This is a genomic window from Streptomyces sp. NPDC002788, from assembly GCF_053592115.1.
On record NZ_JBSFVB010000007.1, the window covers coordinates 13,344 to 32,066 of the forward strand.

Below are 18,723 nucleotides of genomic sequence, written 5' to 3' on the forward strand. Positions count from 1 at the left end.
CGCCGCCCTACGCCAGGCTGTCCCGCCAGGCCCGGTGCAGATCCGCGAACCTGCCCGTGCCCGCGACGAGTTCGGCCGGTTCGCCGTCCTCGACGATCTTCCCCTGTTCCATCACCAGGACACGGTCCGCGATCTCGACGGTCGACAGCCGGTGCGCGATGACCACGGCCGTACGGCCCTTCAGCACCGTCGCCATCGCCCGCTGCACCGCACGCTCGCCCGGGACGTCCAGCGAGCTGGTCGCCTCGTCGAGGATCAGCACCGCCGGATCGGCCAGCAACGCCCGGGCGAACGCGACCAGTTGCCGCTGACCGGCCGAGATACGGCCGCCCCGCTTGCGTACGTCGGTGTCGTAGCCGTCGGGCAGGGAGCTGATGAAGTCGTGCGCGCCGATCTCCTTCGCCGCCCGCTCGATCTCCTCACGCGTGGCGTCCGGGCGGCCGATCGCGATGTTCTCCGCGACCGTGCCGGAGAACAGGAACGCCTCCTGCGTCACCATGACCACCCCGCGCCGCAGTTCGGGCACGGCGAGATCGCGCAGGTCGACGCCGTCCAGCAGCACCCGGCCCTCGGAAGGGTCGTAGAGGCGGGCCAGCAGCTTGGCCAGCGTCGACTTGCCGGCGCCCGTGGAGCCGACGACCGCGACCGTCTGCCCGGCCGGGATCGTCAGGTCGAAACGGGGCAGCACCTCGCCGCCGGTGCGGTAGCCGAAGCGGACACCGTCGAAGACGACCTCGCGGCCCGGCTGTTCACTCTCCAGCGCGGGGAGCTGCCGGGGACTGGACGGCTCGGGCACGGACGGCGTCTGTGCGAGCAGCCCGGCGATCTTCTCCAGCGAGGCAGCCGCCGACTGGTAGGAGTTGAGGAACATCCCGAGCCGGTCGATGGGGTCGTACAGCCGCCGCAGGTACAGCACGGCCGCCGCCAGCACACCGAGGGCCAGCGTGCCGTCCGCGACCCGGTAGGCGCCCCACAGCACGATCGCCGCGACCGCCGTGTTGGCGACCAGCCGGGAACCGGTGACGTACCGGGCCATCTCCAGCAGCGCGTCGCCGTTGGTCCGCTCGTGCCGCTGGTTGAGCGCGCCGAAGTCCGCGTCGTTGGCCGCCTCGCGGCGGAAGGCGCGCACCGGGCGGATGCCGTTCATGGTCTCGACGAACTTGACGATGACGGCGGCGATGGCGGTCGACCGCGCCCGGTACACCCGCCCGGCGCGCCGCTGGTACAGCCGCACCAGGGCGTAGAGCGGCACCAGGGAGGCCACCGCCACACCGCCGAGGCCCAGGTCGAGCCAGAGCAGCATCGCCGAGATGTAGACGAAGGACAGGATGACCGTCACGAGTTCCTGAAGGCCCTCGTCCAGCAGCTCGCGCAGCGACTCCACGTCCGTGGTGGAGCGGGAGATGAGCCGGCCCGAGGTGTAGCGCTCGTGGAAGTCGACGCTCAGCGCCTGTGCGTGGCGGAAGATCCGGCCGCGCAGGTCGAGCAGTACGTCCTGGTTGACGCGGGCCGCGGCGGCGACGAACGCGAACTGGAGCCCGCCCGCGGCCAGCGCGCACGCCAGGTAGCCGACGGCCACCGCGATCAGCGGCCCGTGGTCCTGCGCCCGGAACGCCGGCACGGCACGGTCGATGGCGTACGCCACGAGCAGCGGGCCCGCCTGCACGACCGCCTGCTGGATCAGCAGCAGGAGCGACGTGACCGTGACACGGGCCTTCATGGGCGCGAGCAGGGAGCGCAGCAGGGCGGCGGTGGCGCCCGGGGGTGTGGGCAGGACGTCCCGGTCGAAGGGGTCGCCGGTGGCGGGGGCCCGAGCGTCGGGTTTCCCGTCCTCGAGCGTCCCGTCCTCGGGTTTCTCGTCGTCGGGTTTTCCGTCGGCCGGTGCGGTGGTGGCCGCCGTCATCGTGCGTCCTCCTGTTCGCCGGACATCAAGTGCACGTACTCGGCGTTCGTGCGCAGCAGTTCGTGGTGGGTGCCGACCGCGGCGACGCGGCCGCCGGACAGCAGCGCGACGCGGTCGGCGAGCAGCACGGTGGACGGGCGGTGCGCCACGATCAGGGCGGTGGTGTCCGAGAGGACCTGCCGCAGGGCGGCCTCGACGGCGGCCTCGGTGTGCACGTCCAGGGCCGACAGCGGGTCGTCCAGGACGAGGAACTCCGGCTGTCCGACGACAGCCCTGGCCAGGGCCAGACGCTGCCGCTGCCCGCCGGAGAGGCTGAGGCCCTGCTCGCCGACCTGGGTGTCCGTCCCCTGCGGCAGGGCGTACACGAAGTCGGCCTGGGCGACCGCCAGGGCGCGCTCCAGCTCTGCCGTGCCCGCCGTGTCGTCGGCCCCCATGAGAACGTTGTCGCCGACCGCGGCCGAGAACAGCGTGGGTTCCTCGAAGGCGACCGCGACCTTGGCGCGCAGCGCCTCTCTGGACAGGGTCGTGATGTCGACGCCGTCGAGGGTGATGCGGCCCGAGGTCACCTCGTAGAGGCGGGGGATGAGCGCGGTGAGGGTGGTCTTGCCGCTGCCTGTAGCTCCGACCAGGGCCATGGATTCGCCGGGGCGGATATGGAGGTCGACCTTGTCCAGGACGGGTGGGGAGCCGGGCGGGGCGTCCGGGTAGCGGAAGGTGACGTCGTGGAACCGGAGACCGGCCCCGGCTGCGGGCAGCGACGCCGCGTCAGCGGGAACGCCCCGCTCCTCGACGCCCTCGTCCATCACCTCGAAGTACCGCTCCGTCGCCGTCGCCGCCTCCTGGCTCATCGCCAGCAGGAACCCGATCGACTCCACCGGCCACCGCAACGCCAGCGCCGTGGACAGGAACGCCACCAGCGTCCCCGCCGACAGCTCCCCGTCGGCCACCTGCACGACCCCCACCACCAGCGCCGCCCCGATCGCGACCTCCGGCAGCGTCACGATGACACCCCAGATCGTCGCCAGCAGCCGCGCCTTGCGCAGCTCCGTGCCGCGCAGCCTCCCCGACAGCTCCCGGAACGCCCGGGCCTGGCTGCGGTGCCGGCCGAAGCCCTTGATGATGCGGATGCCGAGCACGCTCTCCTCGACGACCGTCGTGAGGTCGCCGACCTGGTCCTGGGCACGCCGCGCCACCTCGGCGTAACGCTTCTCGAAGATCATGCAGGTGACCATGACGGGCACGGCCGGCCCGAGGATGACCAGACCGAGGGTCCAGTCCTGGAGCAGCATGATGACCACGCCGACGAGGATCGTCACCCCGTTGACCAGCAGGAACGTCAGCGGGAACGCGAGGAACATGCGCAGCAGCATCAGGTCCGTCGTCCCCCGGGACAGCAACTGCCCCGAGGCCCACCGGTCGTGGAAGGCCACCGGCAGCCGCTGGAGGTGCCGGTACAGAGCCGCCCGCATGGACGCCTCGACGTGGGAGAGCGGCCGCGCCACCAGCCACCGCCGCAGCCCGAACAGCAGAGACTCGGCGAGGCCGAGCAGCAGCAGGTACAGCGCGCCGAGCCAGACCCCGTCCGGGTCCCGGCCGGCGATGGGCCCGTCCACCATCCACTTCAGGACGAGCGGGATCACCAGGGCCACGCAGGAGGCGAGTATCGCCACGAACGCGGCGGTGAACAGCCGCCCCCGCACGGGCCGCACGTACGGCCACAGGCGCAGCAGCGAACGCACGGTGGAACGGTCCTGGGCGGGGGCGGGTGTCGTGGCCATCAGCAGCGAGCCTACGGATCGTCACTGACACTGCCCACCGAGTTTCTGCCCGACCTCCCTCAGCCGCTGGTCCTACGACCTGGGGGTACCTCCCCGCGCGAGCGAAGCCGAGAGCTTGGGAGCGAAGCCGAGAGCTTGGGGGAGCGTTCGAGGGGTCGCACGGCGGCAACCGGCCGAGTCGTAGGGCCGCATCAACCGATCGGCTGATGCCCGTTCGAGCGTGACGGCCGATGTGCCGGGCCCGGCCGTGCCGGGACCCTCGTCGTATGCCGACCGCACCTGTCATCGAAGTCACCGAGTTGCGCAAGAGCTACGCCGGACGCCCCGCCGTCGACGGTGTCTCCTTCGCCGTGGAGGAAGGGGAGATCTTCGGGATCCTCGGCCCGAACGGCGCCGGGAAGACCACCACCGTGGAGTGCGTCGAGGGCCTGCGCGTCCCCGACTCCGGCCGGGTCCAAGTCGCCGGCCTCGACCCCGTCACCGAGCACGAGGCCACCCGCCGCGTGCTCGGCGCGCAGCTCCAGCAGAGCGAGCTCCAGGCCAGACTCACCGTCCGCGAGGCGCTGGAGCTGTACAGCGCCTTCTACCCGAGCCCGCTCGACTGGCGGCCCCTCGCCGAACGCCTCGGCCTCACCGCCACGTTGACGACCCGGTTCGCCAAGCTGTCCGGCGGCCAGAAGCAGCGGCTGTTCATCGCGCTCGCGCTGGTGGGCAATCCCCGGGCCGTCGTCCTGGACGAGCTGACGACGGGCCTCGACCCGCGCGCCCGCCGGGACACCTGGGAGCTGATCGAGGACATCCGCGCGAACGGTGTGACCGTCCTGCTCGTCACCCACTTCATGGAGGAGGCGCAGCGGTTGTGCGACCGGATCGCGGTGATCGACAAGGGCCGGGTGGCCGCCCTGGACACCCCGGCCGGGCTCATCCGCCGCTCGGCGGGCGCCACCGTCATCAGCTTCACGCCGTCCACGCCCCTGGACGACCGTGAGCTGAACGCGCTGCCCGCGCTCGCGTCGGTCGAGCACAAGGACGGCCGCGTCACCTTGTCCGGCACCGACGAGACCGTCAACGCCGTCCTCACCCTCCTCGCCCGCACCCACGTCACCGCCCACCAGCTCCGGGTCACCGACACCACCCTGGACGACGCGTTCCTCGACCTCACGAAGGAGGCAGCGGCATGAGCACGGCCCTCGTCAACACCGCCGTACTGAAGAGCGAGATCCGCCTCTTCCGCCGGGAGCCCGGCAGCCTCTTCTGGGTCCTGGGGTTCCCGACCCTGCTGCTGGTGATCCTCGGCTCGATCCCGTCCTTCCGGGAGGCCGACCCGGCCTTCGGCGGGCTGCGCCCGGTCGACGGCTACGTGCCGGTGAGCGTGCTGCTCGGCCTGATCATGGCCGGGGTCCAGGCGATGCCGCAGACCCTCACCGGCTACCGCGAGCGGGGCATCCTGCGCCGGATGTCCACGACGCCGGTCCGGCCCTCGGCCCTGCTGTCCGCGCAGATGCTGCTGTACGGAGGAGCCGCCCTGGTGTCGGCGCTGCTCGCCCTCACGGCCGGGCGGCTGGCCTTCGGCGTACGACTGCCCGAGCAGGTCTTCGGATACGTCCTGGCCCTGCTCCTGGCCGTCCTGGCCGCCCTCGCGCTGGGCGCGGTGATCTCCGCGCTGTCCCGGTCGACGAAGATCGCCGGCGCCATCGGTTCGGCCGTGTTCTTCCCGGCGATGTTCAGCGCGGGCGTGTGGATGCCGGTGCAGACCATGCCGGACGTCCTCGCCCGGTCCGTCGGCCTCACGCCGTTCGGCGCGGCGGCCGAGGCCCTGAACCAGGCCGCGGCGGGGGACTGGCCGGGCTGGGGCCACCTCGGGGTGCTGGTGGCCTGGACCCTGCTGCTGACGGCCGGCGCCTCGCGCTGCTTCCGCTGGGAGTAGGCGGAGGGGCCGTGGACACTGGGCGGATGACCACGACGGACGAGCAGATCGAGCATCGTCAGAACCAGTTCCACACCTGGGGCGTCTACGGACTGCTCGCCGTCTCCGTCCTCCTCACAGTCACGGCGAGTGAGCTGATGACGAGCCCCGCCGAGTGGTACGCGGGCGGGGCGCTGGTCCTCGCCGCGGTGCTGCTCCAACTGTGGCACGGGCCCCGCCGCGGCCGCCGGACCCCGTCCCGCCGCGGGACCGTCTACTACGCCCTGCGCTGGGCGATCTCCTTCACCCTCACGTGGCTGAACCCGTTCTTCGCCTTTTACGCGTCCACCGGCTACTTCGACAGCGACGAAACGATCGCCGGAAGGCGCCGGCAGTGGCTCGGTCTCCTCGCCACCGTCGTCGTCGTGGCGGGCGGGCAGTCCGGCGGGATGCCGATCCGCAGCCTCACCCAGTGGGTGCTGTTCGCCGTGCTGCTGGTCGCGAACTACGGCCTGTTGACCGTGGTCGGCCACATCACCCAGCAGGAGGAACAGCGCTCCCGCGACCGTGCCGTCACCATCACCGAACTCGAACGCACCAACGCCGCCCTGCAGCAGGCCCTCGACGAGAACGCCGCCCTCCATGCCCAACTCCTCGTCCAGGCTCGGGAAGCGGGCGTCGCCGACGAACGCCGGCGGCTGGCCGCCGAGATCCACGACACCATCGCCCAGGGCCTGACCGGCATCATCGCCCAGCTCCAGGTGGTCGCGAACGCCCCCGACCTGGCCAGGGCCCGCACGCATCTCGAACGCGCCTCGGACCTGGCCCGGCACAGCCTGGGCGAGGCCCGCCGCTCCGTGCACAACCTCGCCCCCGTGGCGCTGGCCGACGCCGGACTGCCGGAGGCCCTGAAGAAGACGGTCGCCGAGTGGGGGGAACGGACGGGGGTGCGCGCCGAGTTCACGGTCACCGGTACCGCCGAGCAACTCCACGAGGAGGTCGCGGCCACGCTCCTGCGGATCGTCCAGGAGGCCCTGTCCAACACGTCCCGGCACGCGGCCGCCACCCGCGTCGGGGTGACCCTGTCCTTCCTCGGCGACGAGGTCATCCTCGACATCCGCGACGACGGCAGCGGCTTCGACCCCCTCGCCGTCCCGGCGCGCACCAGCACCGGCGGTTTCGGCCTCCTCGGCATGTGCGCCCGCGCCGAACGCATCGCCGGTTCCCTCACCGTCGAATCCGAACCGGGCCACGGTACGGCCGTCTCGGCTCGCGTACCGTTGGTCCGCCATGACTGACGACGCCGCGATCACCCTGCTCATCGTCGACGACCACCCCGTCGTACGGGACGGCCTGCGCGGCATGTTCGAGTCCGCCCCGGGCTTCACGGTCCTGGCCGAGGCGTCGAACGGCGTAGAGGCGGTCTCGCTCGCCGCCGGCCTCGACCCGGACGTGATCCTGATGGACCTGCGCATGCCCGGCGGCGGGGGAGTGGACGCCATCCGAGAGCTGTCCCGCACCGGCGCCCGCGCCAAGGTCCTCGTCCTCACCACCTACGACACCGACTCCGACACCCTCCCCGCGATCGAGGCGGGCGCCACCGGCTACCTGCTCAAGGACGCGCCCCGCGAGGAGCTGTTCTCGGCCGTACGGGCGGCGGCACAGGGCAGAACGGTGCTCTCCCCGGCGGTGGCCTCCCGCCTGGTCTCGGCCGTCCGCACCCCAAGGGCCCCCGGCAACGAGCCCCTTTCGGCGCGCGAGCGCGAGGTGCTGGCCCTGGTCGCCAAGGGCACCTCCAACCGCGAGATCGCCCGCGAACTGTTCATCAGCGAGGCGACCGTGAAGACCCACCTCACCCACCTCTACGCCAAGCTCGGCGTCAAGGACCGCGCGGCGGCGGTGGCGGTGGCGTACGACCGGGGGATCCTGGGCTGACGGGGTCACCCCGCCACCCGCAGCAACAGCACCGCCCGCGCCGGCACCGTGATCTCGGTCCCCGCCCGGTGCTCCACCCCCGGCGCCTCCCCCTGCTCCTCCAGGCTCGTGTCGACGACCACCGCGTACCGTTCCGCCCACGGCGGCCCCGGCAGCACGAAGGTCACCGGCCCCTCGCCCGCGTGCAGGACGGCCAGGAAACTGTCGTCGAGGATCTGGTTCCCGCGCTCGTCCCGGCCCGGTATGTCCCGGCCGGACAGGTACATGCCCAGCGTGGCGGCGGGCGCGTACCAGTCCTGCTCCGTCATCTCCGCGCCCCGGGAGGTGAACCAGGCCAGGTCGCGCAGCCCGTCCGCGGTCTGGGCCCGGCCGGAGAAGAACGCCCGGCGCCGGAGCACCGGGTGCCGGTGGCGCAGCGCGATCAGCCGGGACGTCAGCTCGAACAGGGCCTTCCAGCCCGGGTCCGCGAGCAGGCCCCAGTCCACCCAGCTGATCTCGTTGTCCTGGCAGTAGGCGTTGTTGTTGCCGCGCTGGGTGCGGCCCAGCTCGTCACCGGCGACCAGCATGGGCACCCCCGTCGACAGCAGCAGCGTGGTCAGCAGGTTCCTGAGCTGCCGGCGCCGCAGGGCCAGGACGCCGTCGTCGTCCGTCTCGCCCTCGGCGCCGCAGTTCCAGGCCCGGTTGTCGTCCGTGCCGTCCCGGTTGCCCTCGCCGTTGGCCTCGTTGTGCTTGCGCTCGTAACTCACCAGGTCGCGCAGGGTGAAACCGTCGTGCGCGGTGATGAAGTTGACGGACGCGTACGGCCTGCGCCCGCCCCAGGCGTACAGGTCGCTGGAGCCGGACAGGCGGTACCCCATCTCCCGGACGTCCGGCAGGGCGTGCCGCCAGAAGTCCCGTACGGCGTTGCGGTACCGGTCGTTCCACTCCGTCCACAGGGGCGGGAACGCCCCCACCTGGTAGCCGCCCGACCCCACGTCCCACGGCTCGGCGATCAGCTTCACCCGGCGCAGCACCGGGTCCTGGGCGATGACGGCGAGGAACGGGGAGAGCATGTCGACGTCGTGCATGGAGCGGGCCAGCGCCGCCGCCAGGTCGAAGCGGAAGCCGTCGACGCCCATCTCCGTCACCCAGTAGCGCAGCGAGTCCGTGATCAGGCGCAGCACATGCGGCTGGACCACGTGCAGGGTGTTGCCGCAGCCGGTGTAGTCGGCGTAGCGGCGGGCGTCGTCCTGGAGGCGGTAGTAGCCGCGGTTGTCGATGCCCTTCAAGGACAGCGTCGGGCCGAGTTCCCCCGCCTCGGCCGTGTGGTTGTAGACCACGTCGAGGATGACCTCGATCCCGGCCGCGTGCAGGGCGCGCACCATCCGCTTGAACTCGCCGACCTGCCGGCCCCTCGTGCCGGAGGCCGCGTAGGCCGCGTGCGGGGCGAAGTAGCCGATGGAGTTGTAGCCCCAGTAGTTCTTGAGGCTTCTGCGCAGCAGGTGGTCCTCGTGCGCGAACTGATGCACCGGCAGCAGTTCCACCGCCGTCACGCCCAGCTTCACCAGATGCTCGACCGCCGCCGGGTGCGCGAGGCCGGCGTAGGTGCCGCGCAGTTCCTCGGGGATGCCCGGGTGCAGCCGGGTGAAGCCCTTGACGTGCAGCTCGTAGATCACCGAGTCGGCCCACGGCGTCTTCGGGCGGCGGTCGTCCGCCCAGTCGTCGTCATCATGGACGACCACACCCTTCGGGACGTACGGCGCCGAGTCCCGGTCGTCGCGCACGGTGTCGGCTACATGCTGCTGCGGCCAGTCCCTGACGTGCCCGTACACTTCCGGCGGCAGGCTGAACTCGCCGTCGACCGCTCGCGCGTACGGGTCGAGGAGCAGCTTCGCCGGGTTCCAGCGGGCGCCGGTCCACGGGTCCCAGCGGCCGTGCACCCGGTAGCCGTAGCGCTGCCCGGACAGCACGCCCGGGACGAAGCCGTGCCAGATCTCGTGGGTCAGCTCCGCGAGCCGGACCCGGGACTCCTTGCCCGTCTCGTCGAAGAGGCACAGCTCCACACCCTCGGCCCCGCCCGCCCACAACGCGAAGTTGGTCCCCGCAACCCCGTCCGAGCCGACCCGGAACCGGGCGCCCAGCGGGGTCGGCGCGCCCGGCCGGGCGGGCACCGGGGGACGCGGCGCGGCCTGCCGCATGCCGTTCGCGGCGGCGGCCTGGCGCCCCTTCTCAGTGGCCTGACGACCGGCCACCGCCTCCTGCTCGGCTGCGCTGGACACCTTTCAGCCTCCCGCGGCTCGTGGGACGACGGGGGACAGAGGGGTGCGGCCCTGTGTGCGGCCGGGGTCGCGGCTCCCCTGCGCGTCGTCCTCCCCAGTGTTCTGCCCAGAGCATGGGTCGCACTCACGTTTCCCCGGGGGTGGGCATGGTCGTTTCCCGGGGACACGGACCGTCGTTGGGAACCTCGTGAGGCACGTACAAGGGCGCGCGCGGCGCGCGAGGGCCGCGCTGGCCGCCGTAGTGACATGGGCAGGGCTCCTGGCCGGGGCCACCGGCTGTACCTCGGACGACTCCGGCGGGCTCGCCGGTGTCTTCGGAGCGCCCCCGGCGCCCGAGGACGTCATCAAGGTCTCGCCCGGCGACGGCAGCAGGGGCGTGCGCCCCGGCAAGAAGCTGCGGGTGCGCGTGCCCGACGGCCGCCTGGAGTCGGTGAAGGTCGTCAGGTCCCAGGACGCGCAGGAGACCCCGGTGCCAGGGCGCGTCTCCGCCGACGGGCTGACCTGGAAACCCGACGAGGAGCGGCTGGCACTCGCCGCCAAGTACACCGTCGACGTGGTGGCCGTGGGCGGCGACGGCCGCCGTTCGGCCCGGCACACCACCTTCACGACGCAGGTCCCCGAGGAACGCTTCATCGGCTACGTCGCCCCGGAGAACCGGGCCACGGTCGGCACCGGAATGATCGTCTCCCTGGAGTTCAACCGGAAGATCGCGAACCGGGCCGTCGTCGAACGCGCGGTGCGGGTCACCGCCCGCCCGGCCGTCGAGATCCGCCCGCACTGGTTCGGCGGCACCCGCCTCGACTTCCGCCCCGAGCACTACTGGAAACCCGGCACCCGGGTCACCGTCGCCCTGCGCCTGCGGGACGTCGAGGGAGCACCCGGCGTCTACGGCCTCCAGCACAAGACGTTCTCCTTCACCGTCGGCCGCAGCCAGGTCTCCGTGGTCGACGCCGCCGCCCACTCCATGGAGGTCCGGCGTGACGGCGAGCCGCTGGCCACGGTCCCGGTCACGGCCGGCGCCCCCAGGACCACCACCTACAACGGCAAGATGGTGGTGACCGAGATGCTCGAGGTCACCCGGATGAACGGCGCCACGGTCGGCTTCAAGAAGCGCGACGGCAAGGGCGAGTACGACATCCCGGACGTCCCGCACGCCATGCGCCTGACCGACTCCGGCACCTTCCTGCACGGCAACTACTGGGCGCACCACAGCGTCTTCGGCCGCACCAACGTCAGCCACGGCTGCGTCGGACTGCGTGATGTGAAGGGCGGCGGATCCGACACCCCGGCCGGCTGGTTCTTCGACCGCAGCCTCGTCGGGGACGTGATCGAGGTCGTCAACAGCAATGACAAAAAGGTCGCTCCCGACAACGGGCTCGGAGGATGGAATATGAGCTGGAATGCATGGAAGGCGGGCAGTGCGGTGAAGTAGTCCGACAGGGGGGCGGGTTGACCCGGCGTCCGTTGGGACCGAACGGTGACAATCGCGGGCCGCCGGTGCCGTGCGACCTGTGGTTACTATTCGCCGGTGCGCGGGGGACACGCGCAGGGGTGCGGGCTGACCAGGCCCGGGGAGGGGAGAACGACTTGAACGGGCGACCGATATCGGGGGCGTCGGTTAGAGGTGGGAACGGAGTGCTCGCGCTGATACTCGGCGTGCTGCTCCTCGCCGTCACGGCGTGCGGAGGCGGGGGGACCGGCTCCGGGACCGACGGGGGCGGCGGCAAGGGCAAGGACTCGGACGCCGCGCGGAGCAAGCAGTCCGAGGCCGTCGTCAACATCACGCCCGAGGACGGGGCGAAGTCCGTCGACACCAGCGGCGCGCTGAAGGTGACCGCCGCTCAGGGGAAGTTGACCGAGGTCGCGGTCAAGGACTCCAAGGGCAAGAAGATCGACGGGAGGATATCCGGCGACGGCACCACCTGGACGCCGTCCACCCACCTGGCCGGTGCCACCAAGTACACGGTCCACGCGGTCGCCAAGGACTCCGAGGGCCGCACGGCCGCGGAGGACGCCGACTTCACCACGCTGACCCCGGAGAACACCTTCACCGGCACCTTCACACCGGAGGACGGCTCCAAGGTCGGCGTCGGCATGCCGTTCTCCATCCGCTTCTCGCGGGGCATCACCAACCCGGACGACGTCGAGAGGGCCATCCGCATCACGACGGAACCGGCCGTCGACGTCGAGGGCCACTGGTTCGGCAACGACCGTCTCGACTTCCGCCCCGAGAAGTACTGGAAGCCCGGCACCAAGGTGACCGTCGACCTCGGCCTCGACGGCGTCGAGGGCCGCCCCGGCGTCTACGGCGAGCAGGACAAGAAGGTCGAGTTCACCATCGGCCGCAACCAGGTCTCCGTCGTCGACGCCAAGAAGCTCACCATGAAGGTCATGCGCGACGGCAAGGTCATCAAGACCATCCCGGTCACCACCGGCAAGCCCGGCATGGAGACCTGGAACGGCCAGATGGTCATCAGCGAGATGCTCACGGTGACCCGGATGAACGGCGAGACCGTCGGCTACGGCGGCGAGTACGACATCAAGGACGTCCCGCACGCCATCCGCCTCACCACCTCCGGCACGTTCCTGCACGGCAACTACTGGGCGAGCGGCGCCTTCGGCAACTACAACGCCAGCCACGGCTGCATCGGTCTGCGCGACGTGCGCGGCGGCTGGGACAAGAAGGTGCCGGCCGCGTGGTTCTTCAACCACTCGATGGTCGGCGATGTGGTGGTCGTCAAGAACTCCGAGGACAGGATCGTCGAGCCGGACAACGGGCTCAACGGCTGGAACATGTCGTGGGAGAAGTGGAAGAAGTAGCTCCCCACTGACGCACTGACCGAAGGCCCCGTGTGACGACCGCACCGGGGTCTTCGGCATTTCAGCCCCGTGCTGCGCCTGCCTGGGGGGCACCCCGAGGACCCCCGGCCGGATGTGACCGACAGCACCGACGCGACACTCGTTAGCCCCCGTTAACCTGCTGCCTATGACCGTCTCTCTCGAAGTCGCCGCAGGCGTCGGCACGCTCCGTCTCGACCGCCCGCCCATGAACGCGCTGGACATCGCCACGCAGGACCGGCTGAAGGAACTCGCCGAGGAGGCCACGCGCCGCGAGGACGTGCGGGCCGTGGTGCTCTACGGCGGCGAGAAGGTGTTCGCGGCCGGCGCGGACATCAAGGAGATGCAGGCGATGGACCACACCGCGATGGTCCTGCGCGCCCGTGCCCTGCAGGACTCGTTCACGGCGGTGGCCCGTATCCCCAAGCCGGTCGTCGCGGCCGTGACGGGCTACGCGCTGGGCGGCGGCTGCGAACTCGCGCTGTGCGCGGACTACCGCATCGCCGGGGAGAACGCCAAGCTCGGCCAGCCGGAGATCCTGCTCGGCCTGATCCCCGGCGCGGGCGGCACCCAGCGCCTGGCCCGCCTGGTCGGCCCCTCCAAGGCCAAGGACCTCATTTTCACCGGCCGGATGGTCAAGGCCGACGAGGCGAAGGAGATCGGCCTGGTGGACCGGGTCGTGCCCGCCGACGAGGTGTACACACAGGCGCACGCCTGGGCCGCGAAGCTCGCGCAGGGCCCGGCCCTCGCGCTGCGAGCCGCCAAGGAGTCGATCGACACGGGCCTGGAGACGGACATCGACACGGGCCTCGCGATCGAACGGAACTGGTTCGCCGGCCTGTTCGCCACCGAGGACCGCGAGCGCGGGATGCGCAGCTTCGTGGAGGAGGGGCCGGGCAAGGCGAAGTTCCTCTGAACATCCCCCCGAGGACTCGCAATTGACGCGGCGTCTGACCCGTGTCCCTCGAAGGGGCGGTTCATGGCGGCTTGAGGCAGCCTTGAGCGCGGCTGGTCGATGGAGTCCGTCGATTGCCCGGGAGCGGACTGTTCCAGCAGGTCGGAGGTGCTTACGGCGACACCGAGATGCCGCTGGCACATGACGGAGGATCCTCGTTCCCGGGCCGCACCCACGGGCGTATTCCCCGGGAACGGCCCCCTCGGGTGCGCCGGGCGGCCATGATGGGGGCATGGCGGGGCTGGAGGGTACGGAACAGCCGCGGGGACACGCTCATGCGGCCGCGGTGCGCTGGTCGCCGACCGTCGAGGACGAACACGCGCTGAAGGCGCTGGAGTTGTACGGCGACCCGGCGGAGGCAGAGGTAGCCCTGCCGTCCCGCCCCGAGTCCGCGGCCACCGCCCGACGCCTCACCCAGGTCGTGGTCCTGCGCCACTGGGGGCTCACCCCCAAGACAACGGAGGACGCCGTCCTCCTCGTCTCCGAACTGGTCGGCAACGCCGTACGCCACACCGGCGCCCGCGTCTTCGGGCTCCGTCTGCACCGGCGCCGCGGCTGGATCCGCGTCGAGGTACGCGACCCCTCCCGGGGGCTGCCCTGCCTGATGCCGGTCCAGGACATGGACATCAGCGGCCGTGGTCTGTTCCTCGTGGACAAGTTGGCCGACCGCTGGGGGGTCGACCTGCTGCCCAGGGGCAAGACGACCTGGTTCGAGATGCGGGTCGCCGACCGCTGAGAGCGTGCGCTGTCTCACCCGGCCGCCGGACGGTCGAATCCCGGGTTTCCGTGCAAAACGCCCTTAAATGGTGCGATGCACCGCCATCTCGTCAAGAGCGCCCTCGTCGCGGGTGCCGCCGTCGCCGTCCTCGCCGCCTGCGGCGCCCCCAGCGGGGAACGGACCTCCGAGGCTCGCGGCACCAAGGCCGCCGTGCCCGCCCCGCCCGAGAAGAAGCCCGTCCAGGGGCTGCCCGGCATGCCGCCCGTCCTCGACCCCGAGGACGTGTACGCGGCCGACCGCCCCGGCAAGCTGTCGCCGGTGGTCAAGGACTTCCCGTCCCGGGTCTACGTCCCCAACACCGAGTCCGACACGGTCTCCGTCATCGACCCGAAGACGTACGAGATCATCGAGACGATCCCCGTCGGCCGGCAGCCCCAGCACGTCGTGCCCTCATGGGACCTGAAGACGCTCTGGGTCAACAACAACCGCGGCCACACCCTCACCCCGATCGACCCGAAGACCGGCAAGGCGGGCAAGGAGGTGGAGGTCCACGACCCGTACAACCTCTACTTCACGCCCAACGGCAGGTACGCCGTCGTCATGGCCTCCCTCGACCGCGAGCTGGTCTTCCGCGACCCGCACACCATGGAGATCAAGAAGACCGTCCCGGTCTCCTGCTACGGCGTCAACCACGCCGACTTCTCCCTCGACGGCCGCTACTTCATCGTCTCCTGCGAGTTCAGCGGCGAACTGCTGAAGGTCGACACCGAGAAGATGAAGGTCGTCGGGCAGCAGCGGCTGCCGTTCGAGGGCGCCATGCCGCAGGACGTGAAGATCTCGCCCGACGGCGAGAAGTTCTACATCGCCGACATGATGGCGCACGGCATGTGGGTCCTGGACGGCGACAAGTTCACCGAGCCCACCCTGATGCCCACCGGCAAGGGCTGCCACGGCCTGTACGTCAGCCGCGACTCGCGCGAGATGTACGTGTCCAACCGCGGCGAGGGCACGATCTCCGTCTTCGACTTCACGCAGGACAAGCTGACCAAGAAGTGGCAGCTGCCCGACGGCGGCAGCCCCGACATGGGCGGGGTCTCCGCCGACGGCAAGGTGCTGTGGCTCTCCGGCCGCTACGACGCCGAGGTGTATGCCATCGACACCCGCAACGGCACCCAGCTCGCCCGCATCCCGGTCGGCAGCGGCCCGCACGGCCTCGCGGTCTACCCGCAACCCGGCCGGTACTCGCTCGGCCACACGGGCATCTTCCGGTGACAACCATGTGCCGTCCGCCGGGCGGTAGTTGACACGCCCTGATCGGGTGAGGATCCCCGGCACGGGCCGACCGGACCGCCATCGTGCTCCTCATGATCACTCTGCATGTGCGGCGGCGCATCGTCGCCGCCGCCCTGTCCCTGGCGGCCGTCCTCACCACGACGGCCGCCGCGCCCACCGGGACCACCGCCGCGCCCACCGGGACCATCGCCGCACCCGCCGCACCCGCCGCGCCCGCCGCGGCTCCCGCCCTCGCGCCGGCTGCCTGCCCCGTCCAGTTCGACGACCGGATCAAGGCCGCCGCCGACCGTCGGGTCGACGTCGGCCGCATCGCCCCCGACCCGTCCTGGCGCACCACCTGCGGCACCCTCTACCGCGCCGACGGCCGCGGCCCGTCCGTCGTCTTCGAGCAGGGCTTCCAGCCCAAGGACGTGGTGAACGGCCAGTACGACCTGGAGAAGTACGTCCTGGTCAACCAGCCCTCCCCGTACGTGTCCACGACCTACGACCACGACCTCTTCAGGAACTGGAAGTCCGCCTTCAACTACTACGTCGACGCCCCCTGGGGGCATCGACGTCAACAAGACCATCGGCGACACCCACAAGTGGGCCGACCAGCAGGAGGTCGCCTTCCCCGGCGGCATCGCCCGCGAGTACATCGTCGGCGTCTGCCCGGTCGACAAGCAGACAAAGACCGAGATCATGAGCGAGTGTGAGAGCAACCCGCACTACGAGCCCTGGCACTGAGCAGCACCTCCGAGCCCCATGATCCGTGAACGGATGCGGAACCCGCCGCCGACCTGTCCGAGGAACCGACGCCCGAGCAGGTGGACGCCTGGCCGGAGCCGGCCGAGATGCTCCAGGTCCCCGGCGTCGGGCCGAGATGCGCAAGGGCGTCTTTGCGGCCGACCGCGGTCACGACGCACCCGCCGGGGCGTCCCCGTGGTTCTCCCGGCGGCTTCAAGTGCACCGAACCCGAGGCGGCGTACCGCGGGAGTTCACCCGGGTGGTCGCCGCGCTGGAGGCGCGCACGGCCGGTTAATCTGACCTGCGTCAGTACGACGTACAGCACGAGATGAGGGGCGGATCGGTGGCGGACATCGAGGAAGCACGCAAGCAGTTCGAGCGGATCGATACGGACGGTGACGGATACATCACCGCTGCCGAGTTCAAGGCCGCCCTGGCCGGGTCGGGCGACTGGAACGTCACCGAGTCGGTCGCCGAGGTCGTCATCAAGTCCCGCGACCTCGACGGCGACAAGAAGCTGAGCTTCGACGAGTTCTGGGCCTACCTGAACAAGTGATCCGGGCCTGTCCCGGTGTGGGGCCCGGTCCGTCCGCCGACGGACCGGGCCCCTCGTCATGTCCGGCGCGCCAGGCTCAGGCCGTGCCCGGCGTGCGGTGCGGACGCCGGCGCCGGCCCGGGCGGTGGCGGAGGGGGCGGCGGAGGTCCTGCGCCGGGAACTTGAGGACCCCTTCGCGCCGGACACGGCCTCGGAACAGCCCAGCGGACCCGGAGGTCGACCCTGGCCGCGAAAGTCGCCGGTCGTCTCCCGGTCGACGGCGAGGATGTCGCCCGCCCGGTCCGGTGCCTCGGCGACGAAGTGCTCGGCCTGGGCGGTGAGGTCGCCGGGCCACAGGAAGTGGGAGAAGCCGACGACCAGCCCGGCGTCCCGTGCCCGTGTCGTCTGGCCGGCCGGCCGAGCGGCAGGCCGAGCGCGGTGCGGTAGCACGATGTCCGGCCGCGGCCGCACCAGGACAGCCGTCGCAGCCGTCGTCAGCACTCGATGATGTTCACCGCCAGCCCGCCCCGGGCCGTCTCCTTGTATTTCACCGACATGTCCGCGCCCGTGTCCTTCATCGTCTTGATGACCTTGTCCAGGGACACCTTGTGGGAGCCGTCGCCGCGCATCGCCATGCGGGCGGCGGTGACGGCCTTGACCGCTGCCATGCCGTTGCGTTCGATGCACGGGATCTGGACCAGACCGCCGACCGGGTCGCAGGTGAGGCCGAGGTTGTGCTCCATGCCGATCTCCGCGGCGTTCTCGACCTGCTCGGGCGAGCCGCCGAGGACCTCGGCGAGGGCGCCCGCGGCCATCGAGCAGGCGGAGCCGACCTCACCCTGGCAGCCGACCTCGGCGCCGGAGATGGAGGCGTTCTCCTTGAAGAGCATGCCGATCGCGCCCGCGGCGAGCAGGAAGCGGACCACGCCCTCCTCGTCGGCGCCCGGCACGAAGTTGACGTAGTAGTGCAGGACCGCCGGGATGATGCCGGCCGCGCCGTTCGTCGGGGCGGTGACGACCCGGCCCCCGGCCGCGTTCTCCTCGTTCACGGCCATCGCGTAGAGGGTGATCCACTCCATGGAGAGCGCCAGCGGGTCGCCCTCCGAGCGGAGCTTGCGCGCGGTGTTGGCGGCCCGGCGGCGCACCTTCAGGCCGCCCGGCAGGATCCCCTCACGGGACATGCCGCGCGCCACGCACGCCTCCATGACCCGCCAGATCTCCAGCAGGCCCTCGCGGATCTCCGCCTCGGTGCGCCAGGCCCGCTCGTTCTCCAGCATCAGCGCGGAGATCGACAGGCCCGTCTCCTCGGTGAGGCGCAGCAACTCGTCACCGGTGCGGAAGGGGTACTTCAGCACGGTGTCGTCGAGTTTGATGCGGTCCGCGCCGACCGCGTCCTCGTCGACGACGAAGCCGCCGCCGACCGAGTAGTACGTCTTGGTCAGCAGCTCCGCGCCCGAGGCGTCGTACGCCCACAGGGTCATGCCGTTCGCGTGGTAAGGAAGGGCCTTGCGGCGGTGCAGGACCATGTCGTCGTCGAAGGAGAACGCGATCTCGTGTTCGTCGAGCAGGTTCAGCCGGCCGCCGGCCTTGATCGCCTCCACCCGCTCGTCGGCCGTCTCCACGTCCACCGTGCGCGGCGAGTCGCCCTCCAGGCCGAGCAGCACCGCCTTGGGCGTGCCGTGGCCGTGGCCGGTGGCGCCGAGCGAGCCGTACAGCTCGGCCCGCACCGAAGCAACGCTCTCCAGCAGCTCCTCGTTGCGCAGCCGCAGGCCGAACATCCGGGCCGCCCGCATCGGGCCGACGGTGTGGGAGCTGGACGGGCCGATGCCGATCGAGAACAGGTCGAAGACCGAGATGGCCACGGGTGACTCCTGACTA

14 protein-coding genes and 2 pseudogenes are annotated in these 18,723 nt (G+C 71.2%); 11 read left to right on the plus strand and 5 right to left on the minus strand.

Annotation, left to right across the window (positions count from 1 at the left end):
* Positions 1–7 precede the first annotated feature (7 nt).
* Positions 8–1,903: an ABC transporter ATP-binding protein gene (locus tag ACWD1U_RS14715; protein WP_451107560.1), complete on the minus strand. Its 1,896-nt coding sequence runs from the start codon at positions 1,901–1,903 to the stop codon at positions 8–10.
* Positions 1,900–3,681: an ABC transporter ATP-binding protein gene (locus ACWD1U_RS14720; RefSeq protein WP_451107562.1), complete on the minus strand. Its 1,782-nt coding sequence runs from the start codon at positions 3,679–3,681 to the stop codon at positions 1,900–1,902. Before ACWD1U_RS14720 ends, ACWD1U_RS14715 begins: the two co-directional genes overlap by 4 nt.
* 266 nt (positions 3,682–3,947) lie before the next feature.
* Here ACWD1U_RS14720 and ACWD1U_RS14725 point away from each other — a divergent pair, with 266 nt between their 5' ends.
* Genes ACWD1U_RS14725 through ACWD1U_RS14740 form a run of 4 tightly spaced genes read left to right on the plus strand, consistent with a single transcriptional unit; the run spans position 3,948 to position 7,522 of the window.
* Complete coding sequence (locus tag ACWD1U_RS14725) at positions 3,948–4,862, plus strand: ABC transporter ATP-binding protein (RefSeq protein WP_451107563.1); 915 nt, start codon at positions 3,948–3,950, stop codon at positions 4,860–4,862.
* The gene (locus ACWD1U_RS14730) at positions 4,859–5,608 is read left to right on the plus strand and encodes an ABC transporter permease (RefSeq protein ID WP_451107565.1); all 750 of its coding nucleotides are present in this window, start codon (positions 4,859–4,861) and stop codon (positions 5,606–5,608) included. Before ACWD1U_RS14725 ends, ACWD1U_RS14730 begins: the two co-directional genes overlap by 4 nt.
* A gap of 26 nt (positions 5,609–5,634) precedes the next feature.
* Positions 5,635–6,885: a sensor histidine kinase gene (locus ACWD1U_RS14735; RefSeq protein WP_451107567.1), complete on the plus strand. Its 1,251-nt coding sequence runs from the start codon at positions 5,635–5,637 to the stop codon at positions 6,883–6,885.
* A complete protein-coding gene (locus ACWD1U_RS14740) occupies positions 6,878–7,522 on the plus strand; it encodes a response regulator (RefSeq protein ID WP_451107569.1) in 645 nt (214 codons plus the stop codon). Before ACWD1U_RS14735 ends, ACWD1U_RS14740 begins: the two co-directional genes overlap by 8 nt.
* Positions 7,523–7,527: 5 nt before the next feature.
* Here the strand turns inward: ACWD1U_RS14740 and glgX are convergent, their stop codons facing one another.
* On the minus strand, positions 7,528–9,780 hold the full coding sequence (gene glgX / locus ACWD1U_RS14745; protein WP_451107571.1) for a glycogen debranching protein GlgX: 2,253 nt from the start codon (positions 9,778–9,780) through the stop codon (positions 7,528–7,530).
* A gap of 187 nt (positions 9,781–9,967) precedes the next feature.
* Here glgX and ACWD1U_RS14750 point away from each other — a divergent pair, with 187 nt between their 5' ends.
* The 7 genes and pseudogenes from ACWD1U_RS14750 to ACWD1U_RS14780 all read left to right on the plus strand — a co-directional run bounded on the left by ACWD1U_RS14750 (position 9,968) and on the right by ACWD1U_RS14780 (position 16,866).
* A complete protein-coding gene (locus ACWD1U_RS14750; protein WP_451107572.1) occupies positions 9,968–11,212 on the plus strand; it encodes an Ig-like domain-containing protein in 1,245 nt (414 codons plus the stop codon).
* A gap of 155 nt (positions 11,213–11,367) precedes the next feature.
* Positions 11,368–12,600 carry a L,D-transpeptidase gene (locus ACWD1U_RS14755; protein WP_451107574.1) on the plus strand — a complete coding sequence of 411 codons (1,233 nt, stop codon included), beginning with the start codon at positions 11,368–11,370 and terminating at the stop codon, positions 12,598–12,600.
* A 166-nt stretch (positions 12,601–12,766) separates the two neighbouring features.
* On the plus strand, positions 12,767–13,534 hold the full coding sequence (locus tag ACWD1U_RS14760; protein WP_451107576.1) for an enoyl-CoA hydratase/isomerase family protein: 768 nt from the start codon (positions 12,767–12,769) through the stop codon (positions 13,532–13,534).
* 271 nt (positions 13,535–13,805) lie between these two features.
* A complete protein-coding gene (locus tag ACWD1U_RS14765; protein WP_451107578.1) occupies positions 13,806–14,309 on the plus strand; it encodes an ATP-binding protein in 504 nt (167 codons plus the stop codon).
* A 75-nt stretch (positions 14,310–14,384) separates the two neighbouring features.
* On the plus strand, positions 14,385–15,563 hold the full coding sequence (locus ACWD1U_RS14770) for a YncE family protein (protein WP_451107580.1): 1,179 nt from the start codon (positions 14,385–14,387) through the stop codon (positions 15,561–15,563).
* A 92-nt stretch (positions 15,564–15,655) separates the two neighbouring features.
* Positions 15,656–16,310, plus strand: a pseudogene (locus ACWD1U_RS14775) (ADP-ribosyltransferase).
* 343 nt (positions 16,311–16,653) lie between these two features.
* The gene (locus tag ACWD1U_RS14780) at positions 16,654–16,866 is read left to right on the plus strand and encodes an EF-hand domain-containing protein (RefSeq protein ID WP_451107581.1); all 213 of its coding nucleotides are present in this window, start codon (positions 16,654–16,656) and stop codon (positions 16,864–16,866) included.
* A 234-nt stretch (positions 16,867–17,100) separates the two neighbouring features.
* Here the strand turns inward: ACWD1U_RS14780 and ACWD1U_RS14785 are convergent.
* Together ACWD1U_RS14785 and ACWD1U_RS14790 are read right to left on the minus strand one after the other, a co-directional pair.
* Positions 17,101–17,259: pseudogene (locus ACWD1U_RS14785) on the minus strand (muramidase); the annotation flags it as partial.
* Positions 17,260–17,339: 80 nt separating this feature from the next.
* Positions 17,340–18,707, minus strand: coding sequence for an L-serine ammonia-lyase (locus tag ACWD1U_RS14790; protein ID WP_451107583.1), 1,368 nt, complete (start codon positions 18,705–18,707; stop codon positions 17,340–17,342).
* Positions 18,708–18,723: the final 16 nt, after the last annotated feature.

What these genes read in the sequence shown, in the direction of transcription:
- ACWD1U_RS14770 (WP_451107580.1), top strand. Translation starts at nt 14,385, where the DNA reads ATGCACCGCCATCTCGTCAAGAGCGCCCTCGTCGCGGGTGCCGCCGTC.
- ACWD1U_RS14765 (WP_451107578.1), top strand. Translation starts at nt 13,806, where the DNA reads ATGGCGGGGCTGGAGGGTACGGAACAGCCGCGGGGACACGCTCATGCG.
- ACWD1U_RS14720 (WP_451107562.1), bottom strand. Translation starts at nt 3,681, where the DNA reads ATGGCCACGACACCCGCCCCCGCCCAGGACCGTTCCACCGTGCGTTCG.
- ACWD1U_RS14730 (WP_451107565.1), top strand. Translation starts at nt 4,859, where the DNA reads ATGAGCACGGCCCTCGTCAACACCGCCGTACTGAAGAGCGAGATCCGC.
- ACWD1U_RS14735 (WP_451107567.1), top strand. Translation starts at nt 5,635, where the DNA reads ATGACCACGACGGACGAGCAGATCGAGCATCGTCAGAACCAGTTCCAC.
- ACWD1U_RS14760 (WP_451107576.1), top strand. Translation starts at nt 12,767, where the DNA reads ATGACCGTCTCTCTCGAAGTCGCCGCAGGCGTCGGCACGCTCCGTCTC.
- ACWD1U_RS14740 (WP_451107569.1), top strand. Translation starts at nt 6,878, where the DNA reads ATGACTGACGACGCCGCGATCACCCTGCTCATCGTCGACGACCACCCC.
- ACWD1U_RS14715 (WP_451107560.1), bottom strand. Translation starts at nt 1,903, where the DNA reads ATGACGGCGGCCACCACCGCACCGGCCGACGGAAAACCCGACGACGAG.
- ACWD1U_RS14725 (WP_451107563.1), top strand. Translation starts at nt 3,948, where the DNA reads ATGCCGACCGCACCTGTCATCGAAGTCACCGAGTTGCGCAAGAGCTAC.